This window comes from Streptomyces sp. NPDC048751 (genome assembly GCF_043198595.1).
In the GTDB taxonomy this organism is placed as follows: Bacteria; Actinomycetota; Actinomycetes; order Streptomycetales; family Streptomycetaceae; genus Streptomyces.
On sequence record NZ_JBICUX010000001.1, the window covers coordinates 1,229,665 to 1,243,872 of the forward strand.

The 14,208-nt window shown below is 72.3% G+C and carries 8 protein-coding genes; 4 read left to right on the forward strand and 4 right to left on the reverse strand.

Features of this window, described 5'->3' with window-relative positions:
• Positions 1-58 precede the first annotated feature (58 nt).
• Both ACGFNV_RS05620 and ACGFNV_RS05625 read left to right on the forward strand, forming a co-directional pair.
• Positions 59-997, forward strand: a complete 939-nt coding sequence (locus ACGFNV_RS05620) for a helix-turn-helix domain-containing protein (RefSeq protein ID WP_393619583.1) — start codon at positions 59-61, stop codon at positions 995-997.
• Between the two features lie 254 nt (positions 998-1,251).
• Positions 1,252-3,327, forward strand: coding sequence for a ricin-type beta-trefoil lectin domain protein (locus ACGFNV_RS05625; RefSeq protein ID WP_393619585.1), 2,076 nt, complete (start codon positions 1,252-1,254; stop codon positions 3,325-3,327).
• A 20-nt stretch (positions 3,328-3,347) separates the two neighbouring features.
• On the opposite strand, the gene ACGFNV_RS05630 is transcribed toward ACGFNV_RS05625, so the two are convergent.
• The 3 genes from ACGFNV_RS05630 to ACGFNV_RS05640 form a co-directional block, all read right to left on the reverse strand.
• Complete coding sequence (locus ACGFNV_RS05630; protein ID WP_393620040.1) at positions 3,348-4,628, reverse strand: arsenic transporter; 1,281 nt, start codon at positions 4,626-4,628, stop codon at positions 3,348-3,350.
• A 95-nt stretch (positions 4,629-4,723) separates the two neighbouring features.
• Positions 4,724-5,296, reverse strand: coding sequence for a DUF4232 domain-containing protein (locus ACGFNV_RS05635; RefSeq protein WP_393619586.1), 573 nt, complete (start codon positions 5,294-5,296; stop codon positions 4,724-4,726).
• 85 nt (positions 5,297-5,381) lie between these two features.
• Positions 5,382-7,757, reverse strand: a complete 2,376-nt coding sequence (locus ACGFNV_RS05640) for a SpoIIE family protein phosphatase (protein WP_393619587.1) — start codon at positions 7,755-7,757, stop codon at positions 5,382-5,384.
• Between the two features lie 241 nt (positions 7,758-7,998).
• On the opposite strand from ACGFNV_RS05640, the gene ACGFNV_RS05645 reads away from it, so the two are divergent.
• Positions 7,999-11,094 (forward strand): glycoside hydrolase family 2 TIM barrel-domain containing protein, encoded by a 3,096-nt coding sequence (locus tag ACGFNV_RS05645; RefSeq protein ID WP_393619588.1) that lies wholly within the window; start codon positions 7,999-8,001, stop codon positions 11,092-11,094.
• Positions 11,095-11,161: 67 nt separating this feature from the next.
• Here ACGFNV_RS05645 and ACGFNV_RS05650 read toward each other — a convergent pair whose 3' ends face one another.
• Complete coding sequence (locus tag ACGFNV_RS05650) at positions 11,162-11,728, reverse strand: isochorismatase family protein (protein ID WP_393620041.1); 567 nt, start codon at positions 11,726-11,728, stop codon at positions 11,162-11,164.
• A gap of 208 nt (positions 11,729-11,936) precedes the next feature.
• On the opposite strand from ACGFNV_RS05650, the gene ACGFNV_RS05655 reads away from it, so the two are divergent.
• Positions 11,937-14,180, forward strand: coding sequence for a glycoside hydrolase family 9 protein (locus ACGFNV_RS05655; protein ID WP_393619589.1), 2,244 nt, complete (start codon positions 11,937-11,939; stop codon positions 14,178-14,180).
• The last annotated feature ends 28 nt before the right edge of the window (positions 14,181-14,208 follow it).

Genomic DNA, 14,208 nt, shown 5'->3' on the forward strand with positions numbered 1-14,208 from the left:
TCGGTCCGTTGTCCTCTGCCCACCACGCTAGGCCGACACCGCCTACGGAAGGATGCCCATGCGTGCTGACGACATGCCCGGGACTGCCACGCCCGGCGACCCCTCGCCGCCGCCCGGCCATGTGGTCGTCGGCCACTTCGACCAGCTCCCCGCGTACACCGTCGACCGGCCCCGGGGATCGGACAGCTGGCTCTTCACCTGGACGGCCGGCGGACGCGGCCGGCTGCGCCAGGGGCACGCCGGGACGCGGGCCGGGGCGGGGGACCTCGTGGTGCTCGCGCCGGGTGTCCCGCACGGCTACGGCGTCGAGCCCGGCGCCCCGCACTGGCGTTTCTGGTGGGCGCACTGTCAGGCGCGGCCGTCCTGGACGTCCTGGCTGCGGCCGTACGGCACCGGCGACGGGATGTACGTCGTCACGCCCGTCCCGGCCGGTCTGCACGGGCGCGTCGAGGCGGCGTTCGGCCGCATGCTCGCCGACGCCCGCTGGACCGGCACCGGGGCCCCGCCCGTCACCGCCCCCGCCGCGGACGATCCGGTCGCCGTCGCGCACGGCAGCGCCGCACGGGAACTCGCCCTGTGCTCCCTGGAGGAGGTCGTCCTCCTCACGACCGCCGCCGCACGCCCGCCGTCGGCCCGGCCCGGTGCCGACGCCCGGGTGCTCAGGGCGCAGGCGCTGATCGCCGCCGACCCGGGCGCCCCGCACACGGTCCGTTCGCTCGCCGAGGCGGTCGCCCTGTCGCCCTCCCGGTTCGCGCACCTGTTCACCGAGCAGCTCGGCCACTCGCCGATGCGGGCGCTGCGCGAGGCACGGCTGGGCCACGCGGCCCGGCTCCTGGAGAGCACCGACCTGTCCGTGGAACGGGTCGCGGCGGCCTCGGGCTTCGCCAGTCCGTTTCACTTCAGCCGGGTGTTCCGGGAGCGGTACGGGATGCCGCCGGGCGCGTATCGGGGAATCCCCACCCGAATTTACGCTCCGATAAGACGCGAAATTCCTTAGAGGTCCTGGAGTGACGTTCCGTCAAAAGTGGTGGCCTGCACGCAATGCACAAAACCACGAGATCTCTTGTTCACTGTCGATGACCTGTGTAAAGGTGTGCGTTGTCGGCGCGCAGACAAAATATTCTCGCTGCGCGCACGAGGCGTCTCCCCGTTCACTCCCCCCGCGCTCCAAAAGAGCTGCACAGACGGACGTTCGAGATGCCGAACTCTGTACGGGTGGATCCGCCGCATGCCCTTGGAAGGAATGCCGCCTTGACTGACGCTGGCCCGTCGAATTTCCCGACCCCCGCGCGCCGGTTCGATGCCACGGACGAACAGCTCAGTGCCGAGCTGACCAAGTGGACGGGCGGCTCGCCCGCGCTCCACCCCGTGGGTGAACTGCTGGACCGGCACTGGGAAGCGGCCTTCGCCTACGCCAGGCTGTGCACCGACAGCGCGCGGGCCGCGGGCATGCTCACCACCGCGGCGTTCACGAGGCTCTTCGGCGCGTCCCTGCGACAGAGCGGACCGACCGCCGCGTGGCGGCCCCACCTCCTCGTCACCGTGCGCCGCATCGCCGCGGAGTGGGACACCGACGGCCGACGCGACCTGCTCCACCCGGCCCTGCGCCCCGACACCGACGACGGGGCCCGTGTCGCCGCCCGACTGCTCCCCTCGGCGGACCGGCGGCTGCTGTCCCGCGCGTTCCAGCGGCTGTCCCAGGCCGCCCGCTGCCTGCTCTGGCACACCGAGGTGGAGGCCGAACCACTGGCGACCCCGGCCGGGCTGCTCGGCCTGGACGAGGAGGACGCGCGCGTCGAACTGCGCCGCGCCCGGGAGCGCCTGCGCGACGAGTGCCTCCAGGTCCACCGCGAACTCGCCCCCGACGACGACTGCCGCCGCTACCACCGACTGCTGGACGTGACCTGTCGGCGCGGCGCTGTCGACCTCGACCCCGATCTGCGCGCCCACCTCGAGCAGTGCAAGCACTGCTCGCACACCGCGGCCCAGCTGGAGCAGTTCAACGGCGGAGGGCTCGGCGTCGCGCTGGCCGAGGGGGTCCTGGGCTGGGGCGCGCGGGCCTACCTCGAGGCGCGGGCGAACCGGGGCGACGAGCCCGCCGCGCCGGCGCCGTCGTCGGCGGAGTTCGTGGGCTTCCCGGGAGAGCCCTTCGACTCACCCGGGCCCGCCCCGCAGATCGGCCCCGGCGGCCGGGCCGACTCCGGCTCCCGCAAGGCCGCCCGCCCCGACTCCCGCAAGGCCGCCCGCGCCGGCGGCCGTCTCGGTGCCCGGTCCCGCACCGGTGCCGAGTCCCGTGCCGACACCCGCCCGGATTCCGGTACCGATCCCGCCGACGACGCCCGTCCCGTCTCCCGTCGTTCGGACCGCAAGGCGGCCCGTCGTGTCCGCCGCCGCAACCTCGCCGCGGCCGTCCTCACCGTGAGCGGGCTGGTCGTCCTGCCGCTGGTGCTGTGGTCCGCCCAGGGACCCGACGACGGCACATCGTCGGCCGACGGTGGCGAGACGACCGAGGCACCCGGCTCGGGCTCGGGCGACTCGACGACCAACCCGTCCCGGACCGGATCCGGCGACACCGCCCGGGGCACGCTGAGCGGCAGGCTGCACAACGTGGACTCGGGCCTCTGCGTCGGCATCGTCGGCGCGACCGTCCAGGGCGCCGAGACACGGCTGGCCAAGTGCTCCTCGACCGAGTCCCAGCAGTGGACGTACGAGACCGACGGCCTGCTGCGCAACGCGGCCGACCCCGGTCTCTGCCTGGACTCCCACCTCGGCTACTCCGTACGGCTCGCGCCGTGCACCGGCGCCGACCGGCCCGGCGAGAAGAACGTCCGCTACGACTTCACCCTCCAGGGCACACTGGTGCCCCGCTGGGACCAGGACCTGGCGCTGGCACCCGCCGCCACCGACGGCTCCGGCGCCCTCGTCCTCAAGAACCGTGGCGACGACGACCCCGCCCAGCGCTGGGTCGTCGACACCTCGAAGCCCAACCCCCAGATGGAGGTCGTCAACTGGGGCACGGACAGCCAACCCGCTCCGACGCCCCCGTCGCCGACGCCCACCCCGAAGGCCGCGAAGACCCCGACCCCCACCCCCACGCCGACCCCGACCACACCCCGCACCACCCCGAAGCCGACCCCGACGGCCTCACCGTCCACGGCCGACCCCTGCTCGTACAACCCGTACTACTGCTCCCCGAACAACCACAACGGCGGCGCGCCGGGCGGCTACCCCTACGGGGGCTACGGCAACGGCGGCTACCCCTACGGGGGCTACGGGTACGGGGGCTATGGCTACGGCTACGGGGGGTACGGCTACGGCGGCCGGTGACCCGCGGGTGATACGCGCGCTCAGGCCCCGACGACCAGCAGCGACACCCACAGCGCCGCCACCGCGGGGACCAGCGCGGCCGGTACGGCGAGCAGCCCGAGCCGGGTGAACTCACCGAAGCCGATGCCGAGGCCCACACCCGCGCCGACCCCCTCCTCCTGCCGCTGCACGATGCGCCGCCACAGCAGCGTCGCCAGCGACCCCGCGTAGGTCAGGTTCGGCCCGATGTTCACCCCGAGCAGCACGGCGAGCACCGCCCCGGCACCGGCCGGAGCGGTGAGCGGCAGCAGGACCAGCACCGCGGGCAGGTTGTTGATCAGGTTCGCCAGGACGGCGGCCAGGGCGGCCAGGGCGAGCAGGGCGACGAACCCCGAGCCGCCGGGCAGGACATGCCGCAGCGCGCCGGCGAGGCCGTTGTCGACCACCGCGCGCACGACGACCCCGAGGGCGAGCACGAACGCCAGGAACGCCGGGGAAGCGGCCCGCACCACCGTCAGCGGTGTGGCCCGCCGCCGCACCAGCGCGCGGACCGCCAGCACCAGCGCCCCCGCCGACGCGGCCCACGCCGGGTCCACGCCGACGGCGGAGGCCACCACGAACCCGGCGAGCGTGCAGGCCACGGTGACCAGGGCGAACAGCGGGAGCCGCGGTGGCTCGGCGATGTCGGCGGAGGGCGCGGGAGCCGCCAGGTCGTCGGCGAAGAACCGCCGGAAGACCAGGTACTCGGCGCCGATCGCCACCAGCCAGGGCAGCGCCATCAGCGCGGCGAACCGGGTGAAGCTCAGGCCGCTCGCCGTGAACGCCAGCAGGTTGGTGAGGTTGGAGACCGGCAGCAGCAGTGACGCCGTGTTCGACAGGTGCGCGCAGGCGTAGAGATGCGGCCGGGACCGCACGCCCATCCGGGTGGCGGTGGCCAGCACGACCGGCGTCAGCAGCACCACGGTGGCGTCCAGGCTCAGCACGGCCGTGATCACCGAGGCGAGGACGAACACCGCGGTCAGCAGCCGTCGGGGGCGGCCCGCGGCCCAGCGGGCCATCCACGCCCCGCACGCCGTGAAGAGGCCCTCGACGTCACAGAAGTGCGCGAGGACCAGGACCGCGGCGAGGAAACCGACCACCGGCCCGAGCCGCTCGGCCTCCGCCAGCGCGTGGTCGGGCGAGATCACCCCGGTGGCGACGGCGATCCCGGCGGCCGGCACCGCCACGACGGCCTCCGGCCACCCACCGGGACGCAGGACGGCCCAGACAAGAGTGGCGACGAGCAGGGCGACGGACAGGGACTCGGCGAGCGGGGCGTTCAGGGCGGTTCCTTCAGGACACGATCAGATGGGGGAGCCGCCCATGAAAACACGGCTGGGTAAGAGGCCCGACAGGAGGGTCGGGCTGGGGCGGACGGTCAGGGGCCGGTGCCGGGCGCGAACACCGTCAGGAACACCGAGGAGGCGTTGCCGGACACCGGCACGGGCCCGCCCGTCCACTTCACCTTCAACGGCTTCCGTTCGTCCGGAGGGGTGACCAGGAGCGCGGCGGGGGTGGCCGCGTGGGCGCCGCTGATCTCCGGATTGCTGTACGACAGCCCCGCCCACGCGCTGCGGCCCGGCGCCAGCGTGACCTTCGCCGGTTTCTGGTTCGGCGCGCGCTTCGGATCGGGGCCCAGCTGCTTGCCGGACGCGTCCAGGAAGGCGGCGCCCGGATAGCCGTACACCGTGCAGGTGCGGGAGGAGACGTTGGTGAGGACGACCGGGAAGTTCCACTGCCCGGCGCCCGGATCGTTGCGGCCGACGGAGGCGCGGAGCTCGGAGGTGTGGCACCGCGTGGTGCCGACGGCGGCCTCGGCCGCCACCCGGTGCACTGCGCCCGCGCTGTCGGCCGATTCCCGCGACTGGCCCGTCGTGCCGCAGGCCGTCAACAGCCCCGGCACGGCGAGCGCGCTCACCCATAAGGCGACGGAACGTTTCGACTGAGACATGTGCGTCGAGTTCCCCCTCCGCGAGAACCGAAGCGAGAACCGAAGCGAGAAGCGCGCTCTCGAGAAGTGCGCTCTCGAGCAGTGCTCACTCCTCGTCGAGCAGTGCCAGCTCCGCCCAGATCGTCTTGCCCTCCGTGTGGTGCCTGCTGCCCCACCGCTCCGTGAGCTGGGCGACCAGCAACAGCCCTCGGCCGCCCTCGTCCCACGTCTTGGCGCGGCGCAGGTGCGGAGCGGTGTGGCTGGTGTCGGAGACCTCGCAGATCAGCGTGGCCGCGTCGTGGATCAGCCGCAGCCTGATGGGGTGGGAGCCGTAGCGGATGGCGTTGGTGACGAGCTCGCTCACCACGAGCTCGGTCGTGAAGCCGACCTCGTCCAGCTCCCAGACGGCGAGCTGTTCGACGACCTGCTTGCGGATCGGGGCGACGAGCGCCGGGTCGGCGGGGATGTCCCAGGTCGCCACCCGGGACGGCGAGAGGCCCTGGGTGCGGGCCAGCAGCAGGGCCACGTCGTCGGCGGCGCCGCCCGTCGGCAGCAGGGTGTGCAGGATGCGGTCGCAGGTCTCGTCGAGGGAGTCCGCTTGGGCCGCGAGGGCCTCGCACAGCAGCGCGTGGCCCGCCTCGACGTCGCGCTCGCGGGACTCGATCAGGCCGTCGGTGAAGAACGCGAGGACGGACCCCTCACGCAGGTCCAGTTCGGCCGACTCGAACGGCAGCCCGCCCAGACCCAGCGGCGGACCGGAGGGCAGGTCGACCTGCCGGGGCGCGCCGCCCGGCGGCAGCAGCACGGGCGGCGGATGGCCGGCCCGTGCGAGGGTGCAGCGCCGGGACACCGGGTCGTACACCGCGTACAGGCAGGTGGCGCCCACCTCGCCGGGGCTGCCCTCGGTGCCGGCCTCGTCGGAGAGCCGTAGCACGAGGTCGTCGAGGTGGGTGAGGAGCTCGTCGGGGGCGAGGTCGATGTCGGCGAGGGTGCGCACGGCGGTGCGCAGGCGGCCCATGGTGGCGGAGGCCTGGACGCCGTGGCCGACCACGTCCCCGACAACCATGGCGACCCGCATCCCGGACAGCGGGATCACGTCGAACCAGTCGCCCCCCACTCCGGCTTGTGCCGCCGGGAGGTAGCGCGAGGCGGCCCTGACGGCAGCGGTGCGCGGGAGGTTGCGGGGGAGCAGGCTGCGCTGCAGGGCGAGGGCGGTCTCGCGCTCGCGGGAGTAGCGGCGCGCGTTGTCGATGCAGACGGCGGCCCGCGCGGTGATCTCCTCGGCGAGCAGCACGTCGTCGGGCGTGAACGGGTCGGGACGCCGGAAGCGGGTGAGGACCGCGACGCCGAGGGTCGTGCCGCGGGCCTTGATCGGCACGGACATCGTGGAGTGGATGCCGTACTCCTCGATCCGCCCACGCCGGACCGGGTCCCAGGACAGCCACCGTTCGAGGTCGTCCGTGGCCGTCGACGCCACGATCGCGTGGCCCGCGAGCAGGGAGTCGGCCTGCGGCGAGGGGCTGGGGTAGACATCGAGCTGGCCCAGCTTGACCACGGCCTCGGGGCTGCCCGGGTTGACCGAGCCGTGGGCCACCCGGCGCAGCGTGATCGGCGCGCTGAACTGCCCTGACGCGGGCTCCGTGCCCTGCTCGGGCGGCTCCAGCAGGTCGACGCTGACGAAGTCGGCCAGCGCCGGTACGCAGACGTCGGCCAGCTCCTGAGCCGTACGGGTGACGTCGAGGGTGCTGCCGATGCGGACGCTCGCCTCGTTGACCAGTTGCAGCCGCTCCCTGGCCAGGTACTGCTCGGTGAAGTCGTGGGCGGCGACGCACACGCCCCGCACCCGTCCGTCGGCGTCGGTGACGGGGGACATCCGGGCCAGCCAGGCCGCGATGCGCCCCTCGCCGCTGATCGGCGCGTAGGAGCGCACGTCGTGGCCCCGGCCGGTGGTGAGCACCCGGTGCATCTGCTGCTCGAAGTCCGCGCTCTGCGGCCGACCGTCGATGTCGGGGATGCGCAGGCCGCGCAGGCGCTCCTCGGGAACGCGCAGGACCTCGGCCATGGGGGCGTTGATCCGGTGCAGGCGCAGCCGCTCGTCGAAGATCGCGACCGCGCACGGTGACTGGGTCAGCTCGACCCCGGACAGCGGGTCGTCCGGCGGCAGTGGTCCGGGCGCCCAGAGCGGGCTGACGACGAGCCGGCCGCCACCGTCCGCGGGGTGTCTGTGGTGGACCAGGACCCAGACGGACACGGTGCGGCCGTCGCGGTGCCGCAGCGCCAGCTCGCCGTTCCAGCGGGGCTCGCCGGAGGGGATGGCGGGCGCGTCGCCCGCCAGCAGGTTCGCGGCCGGGCGGCCCACGACCTCCTCCGGCGTCCAGCCCAGCAGACGGCGCGCGCCCTCGTTCCACTGGACGAGCAGGCCGTCCGTGCCGACGAGGGCCCGCGCCGTGGCGGCATCGTCGAACGGGTACACCGGGCTCATCGTCGCCACTCCATCGCGCACACTCACAGTGAACAGGTGTCACCGGTCTCCCAGCCTAGTGCGTACCGGTCCTCCGCGAACGTCGACCCCTTCCACGCCGGCCCCCTGAGTGGGACGTGAGAGACGGGGCGGCTCACGGCCCTCTTGACGGGCTCGTGTGGCACGTCGTCAGATTCTGTTGGTTCACGATCAGTTGTGAGTACTTATGGGTCCTGATGAGCCCTGATGAGGGAGAGCCGCCATGTCAGTCACTCGCAGATCGGTCTTGATCGCCTCCGCGGCCGCCCCGGCCGCCGGATCGCTCCTGGGCGCCGCCCCGGCCGCGACGGCCGCCGATGCCGCCCGGGACGCGCCCGGCCGCCACACGGTCGCCCTGCGCGACGGCTGGCGCTTCGCGCTGGTCAACCCGGGCGGCATCACCGACCCGACCGGCGCCTACGCCGATGCCGCCGACCCCGCCTACGACGACTCGGCGTGGCGCGAGGTCGCGGTCCCGCACGACTGGAGCATCGAGCAGACGCCCACCACCCAGTACGGCACGACCAGCGGCACCGGGTTCTTCCCCGGCGGCCTCGGCTGGTACCGCCTCGCCTTCACCCTGCCGCCCGCCCTGGCGGGCAAGCGGATCTCGGTGGAGTTCGACGGGGTCTACATGGACTCCTCCGTGCACTGCAACGGCACGGAGGTCGGCCGCCACCCGTACGGCTACACCGGCTTCGCCTTCGACCTCACCGACCTGGTGCACACCGACGGCACCACCGAGAACGTCCTCGCGGTCAAGGTCCAGAACCGGCTCCCGAGCAGTCGCTGGTACTCCGGCAGCGGCATCTACCGCGAGGCCCGCCTGGTCGTCACCGAACCGGTGCACGTGGCGCGCTGGGGCACCCACGTCACCACACCCGAGGTCACCGCCGAGCGGGCCCTCGTAAGGGTGCGGACGGCCCTGGTGAACGAGACCGGCACCGGCGCGGACGTCGAGGTCGTCTCCCGGATCACCGACCCCCGCGGCCGCACCGTCGCCCGTACCTCCGCCACGGTCGCCGTCACCGACAGGGCCGACCACACCCATGAACTCACCGTCCCGAAACCGTCGTTGTGGGACTTCGCGAGCCCGCGGCGCTACACCCTGCACACCGAGCTGCGCGTCGGCGGCACCACCACCGACACCTACCGCACCCCGTTCGGCATCCGCACCTTCCGCTTCGACCCGGACGAGGGCTTCTCCCTCAACGGCACCCACACCAAGATCAAGGGCGTGGACCTCCACCACGACCTGGGCGCCCTCGGTGCCGCGGTCAGCATCGACGCGATCCGCCGCCAGATGACGATCATGAAGTCGATGGGCGTCAACGCCTTCCGCACCTCCCACAACCCGCCCTCGCCGGAGATGATCCAGGTCTGCGAGGAGCTCGGCATCGTGATGATGGTGGAGGCGTTCGACTGCTGGCGCAGCTCCAAGACGCGGTACGACTACGGCCGGTTCTTCGACGAGTGGTCCGACAGGGACATCGCCGAGATGGTGCTCGCCGCCCGCAACTCGCCCGCCGTGGTCATGTGGTCGATCGGCAACGAGATCAGTGAGTTCACCTCCACCGCCGGTCTCGGCATCGCGGACCGTCTGATCGCCCGGATCAAGGAGCATGACGAGACCCGGCCGATCGTGATCGGCTCCCACCGGCACCGCAGTGTCCCCGCGCCGGGTTCCCCGGGCGACCTGATCCTCGCCAAGCTCGACGGCCTGGGCCTCAACTACAACACCGCCAAGTCGGTGGACGCGCTGCACGCCCGCTACCCCAAGCTGTTCCTCTTCGAGTCCGAGTCCTCCTCGGAGACCTCGACGCGCGGCGCGTACCAGGAGCCCGAGCACCTCAACACCGGCGAGAACCACACGCCGGGCAAGCGCGCCACCTCCTCCTACGACAACAACCTCGCCTCCTGGACGATGAGCGGCGAGTACGGGCACAAGAAGGACCGCGACCGGAAGTGGTTCGCCGGGCAGTTCCTGTGGTCGGGCATCGACTACATCGGCGAGCCGACGCCGTACGACGTCTTCCCGGTGAAGGCGTCCTTCTTCGGCGCGGTCGACACCGCGGGCTTCCCGAAGGACATGTACCACCTCTTCAGGAGCCAGTGGACCGACGAACCCATGGTCCATCTGCTGCCGATGACCTGGAACCACGAGGAGGGCGACACGGTCGAGGTGTGGGCGTACTCCAACGTCGACACCGTCGAGCTGTTCCTCAACGGAAAGTCCCTGGGCACAAGGAAGTTCGACAGGAAGAGGACCGTCGACGGGCGGGAGTACCTGGAGACCACCGAGCCGACCGGCGACGACAAGACCTTCACCGACGGCCCCTACCCCGGCAGCTACACCAGCCCCAACGGCAGCGCGGGCAAACTCCATCTCACGTGGAAGGTGCCGTACCGGCCGGGGGAGTTGAAGGCGGTCGCGCGCCGCGGTGGCAGGGTCGTCGCCACGGACGTCCTGCGCACGGCGGGGAAGCCGCACGCCGTACGGCTGACCGCCGACCGTAGGTCCCTCGCCGCCGACGGCCGTTCGCCGGCCTTCGTGACGGCCGAGGTCGTCGACGTCCGCGGAGTGGTCGTGCCCGACGCCGAGCACCTGATCCGTTTCGACGTCACCGGCGGATCCCTCGCCGGCCTCGACAACGGACGCCAGGAGAGCGCCGAGCGCTACCAGGCCCGTACGCGAACCGCCTTCCACGGCAAGGCACTCGCGATCGTGCGCGCCGGTACGAAGGCGGGCGTCCTGAAGGTGACGGCTCGCGCGGACGGCCTGCGGGCGGGCACCGCGACCATACGGACGACCACAGCCCGGTCGGTGGCGACCACCCCGGCGCCGGAGTTCGCGCCCGAGTACCCGGCCCCCGTCGACTACCCGCACGCCGACGCCAGTTACTCCGGCCGACCGGACACCCTGCCCGCGGCCGTACTCGACGGCGACCCGGCCACCGGCTGGTCCAACGGCTTCCTCAAGTCCGCGACCGCCCTGCTCCCCGCCTTCGACGGGGCAAGGCCCGAGGACTGGGTCTCGGTGGACTGGGGACGGACGCGGACCTTCGACCGGGTGGAGGTGTCGTTCACGGTGGACGCCGGGCACACGCTCCCCGCGCGGGTCGAGGTCGCCGTCTGGAACGGTCGCGCCTACGCGCCGGTCACGGGGGCGGCCGTCGACTGGGCCACGGCCTCCGACGCGCCGACGGTCATCACCTTCGACGCGGTACGCGGCTCCCGACTGCGGCTGACCCTGACCAGCGGCGCCCCGGGCACGCTCCAAGGCGCCCTCCGCATCAGCAAGTTGGAGGCACCGGCCTGACCCGAGTGGACCATGTGGTGCTCAGGCCGGGAGCCATCGGCCTGGGCACCGCCCTCCCGGCAGCGCCTCAACCCGCGTCGGCCGCCCCGAACGTCACCTTCGCCGTCTCGACCGTGCCCGCGGTGCGCCCGGGTGCGCTCTGCCACGACCAGTACATGTTGGTGTGGGCTATCACCTGCTCCGGGGCCGGAGCGCCGTACTCGCTGAGGTCCTCCGTCGTGTGCGCGTCACCGACCAGCGTCACGTCGTACCCCCGCACGAAGGCGCCGTGGAGGGTCGAGCGGATGCACGCGTCCGTCTGCGCCCCCGTGACGACGACTCGGCCCACCCCGTGCTCGGCGAGGACCGTCTCCAGCGTCGTGTCCTCGAAGGAGTCGAACCAGATCTTGTGGACGAGGGGTTCGGAGTCGAGGCGGACGAGCTCCTCGACGTACTGCCAGTTCTCACTGCCGCGTACGAGCTCACCGTCGGAGTGCTGCACCCAGATGACCGGCACGTCCTGAGCGCGCGCCGAGGTGATCAGGGCGTCGATGTTCGCGATCACCTCGTCACGGCGGGGCGCGCCCGCCACCACGCCCTTCTGGACGTCGATGACCAGCAGGGCGGTGTTCGGCCTGTCGGGCAGGGTGGTCATGGAGATCTCCAGTTCCTCGTCGATCCGTGGTGAGCCGTTCACGTTGAGCTGTCGGAGGCCACAGTAGAACTCGCCACTGACAACGACCCGAAAGCCGTCTCGTCCGGACCGTTGACGGGGTGTCACCACGCCGACCAGCATGGCCCCATCCGTCTCTGGGAGCGCTCCCACGACGAGCGCCACCCGCACCTCCCCGAGGAGCCCGGACGTGAAACGACGCAGAACCGCCCTGCTGTCCCTGACGGCCCTGCTCGCCACCGCGCTGAGCGCGCTGCCCGCACAGCAGGCCGGGGCCGACGAGGTCGAGCAGGTCAAGAACGGCACCTTCGACACCACCACCGCCCCCTGGTGGACGACGAGCAACGTCACCGCTGGCCTGTCAGAGGGCCGCCTGTGCGCCGACGTGCCGGGCGGCACCACCAACCGCTGGGACGCCGCCGTCGGCCAGAACGACATCACCCTGGTGAAGGGGGAGACCTACCGGTTCTCCTACAAGGCGTCCGGCGCGCCCGACGGCCATGTGGCGCGGGCCCTCGTCGGTCTGTCCGTGTCGCCGTACGACACCTGGTACGAGGCGAGCCCGGTGCTGACCGTGTCCGGCGACTCCTACAGCTACACCTTCACCTCCCCGGTCGACACCACCCAGGGCCAGGTCGCCTTCCAGCTCGGCGGCAGCGCCGACGCCTGGCGGTTCTGCATGGACGACGTGTCGCTGCTGGGCGGGGTGCCCCCCGAGGTGTACGAACCCGACACGGGCCCGCGCGTCCGCGTCAACCAGGTCGCCTACCTGCCCGCGGGCCCCAAGAACGCCACGCTCGTCACCGACGCCACCACCAAGCTGCCCTGGCAGCTGAAGAACGCGCGGGGCACCACGGTCGCCCACGGCTGGAGCGTGCCGCGCGGGGTGGACGCCTCCTCCGGGCAGAACGTCCACGCGATCGACTTCGGCGCCTACCGCAAGCAGGGCAAGGACTTCACCCTGGTCGCCGACGGCGAGACCAGCCGCCCGTTCGACATCGGCTCCGCCGCCTACGAGAAGCTGCGGCTGGACGCGGTGAAGTACTACTACACACAGCGCAGCGGCACCCCGATCCGCGACGACCTGCGCCCCGGCTACGGCAGGCTCGCCGGCCATGTCGACGTGGCCCCCAACCGGGGCGACTCCGCCGTGCCCTGCCAGCCGGGCGTCTGCGACTACACGCTCGACGTGACCGGCGGCTGGTACGACGCGGGCGACCACGGCAAGTACGTCGTCAACGGCGGCATCACCACCTGGGAGCTGCTCAGCACCCACGAACGCTCCCTGCACGCCCGCACCGGGCAGCCCGCGAAGCTCGGCGACAGCACGCTGGCGCTCCCCGAGAGCGGCAACAAGGTGCCGGACATCCTCGACGAGGCCCGCTGGGAGCTGGAGTTCCTGCTGAAGATGCAGGTGCCGGACGGGCAGCCGCTGGCCGGAATGGCCCACCACAAGATCCACGACGAGTCGTGGACCGGCCTGCCGCTGCTGCCGAGCGACGACCCGCAGAAGCGCGAACTGCACCCGCCGTCCACCCAGGCGACTCTGAACCTGGCCGCCACGGCCGCCCAGGCCGCACGCCTGTACCGCCCCTACGACAAGGCGTTCGCGGCGAAGGCACTGGCGGCCGCCCGCAAGGCGTGGTCGGCGGCGCTCGCCCACCCCGCCCTGTACGCCGACCCCGATGACGGCACCGGCGGCGGCGCCTACCCGGACACCGACGCGACCGACGAGTTCTACTGGGCGGCGGCGGAGCTGTACCTCACCACCGGTGAGAAGCGGTTCGCCGACCACGTCGTGAGCTCCCCGGTCCACACCGCCGACATCTTCGGCCCCACCGGCTTCGACTGGGGCAGGACGGCCGCCGCGGGCCGCCTCGACCTCGCCACCGTCCCCAACGGGCTCCCGGGCCGGGACAAGGTGCGCCGATCGGTGGTCGAGGCCGCCGACACGTACCTCGCCACGCTCAAGTCCCAGCCGTACGGCATGCCGTACGCGCCCGCCGGCAACCTCTACGACTGGGGCTCCAGCCACCAGGTCCTCAACAACGCGGTCGTCATCGCCACCGCGTACGACATCACCGGCGCCTCGAAGTACCGCGACGCGGCCGTCCAGAGCATGGACTACCTCTTCGGCCGCAACGCCCTGAACATGTCCTACGTGACCGGCTACGGAGAGGCGAACGCCCACAACCAGCACAGCCGCTGGTACGCCCACCAACTCGACCCGAACCTGCCGAACCCGCCCGCGGGAACCCTCGCCGGCGGCCCCAACTCGAGCATCCAGGACCCCTACGCCCAGCTCAAGCTCCAGGGCTGCGTGGGCCAGTTCTGCTACATCGACGACATCCAGTCCTGGTCGACGAACGAAACCGCGATCAACTGGAACGCGGCACTGACCCGCATGGCGTCCTTCGTGGCAGACCAGTCCTGACCGTAGCGCCGCACGGCAGGAGCAGGCC

What these genes read in the sequence shown, in the direction of transcription:
- ACGFNV_RS05640 (WP_393619587.1), bottom strand. Translation starts at nt 7,757, where the DNA reads ATGAGCCCGGTGTACCCGTTCGACGATGCCGCCACGGCGCGGGCCCTC.
- ACGFNV_RS05635 (WP_393619586.1), bottom strand. Translation starts at nt 5,296, where the DNA reads ATGTCTCAGTCGAAACGTTCCGTCGCCTTATGGGTGAGCGCGCTCGCC.
- ACGFNV_RS05620 (WP_393619583.1), top strand. Translation starts at nt 59, where the DNA reads ATGCGTGCTGACGACATGCCCGGGACTGCCACGCCCGGCGACCCCTCG.
- ACGFNV_RS05645 (WP_393619588.1), top strand. Translation starts at nt 7,999, where the DNA reads ATGTCAGTCACTCGCAGATCGGTCTTGATCGCCTCCGCGGCCGCCCCG.
- ACGFNV_RS05650 (WP_393620041.1), bottom strand. Translation starts at nt 11,728, where the DNA reads ATGACCACCCTGCCCGACAGGCCGAACACCGCCCTGCTGGTCATCGAC.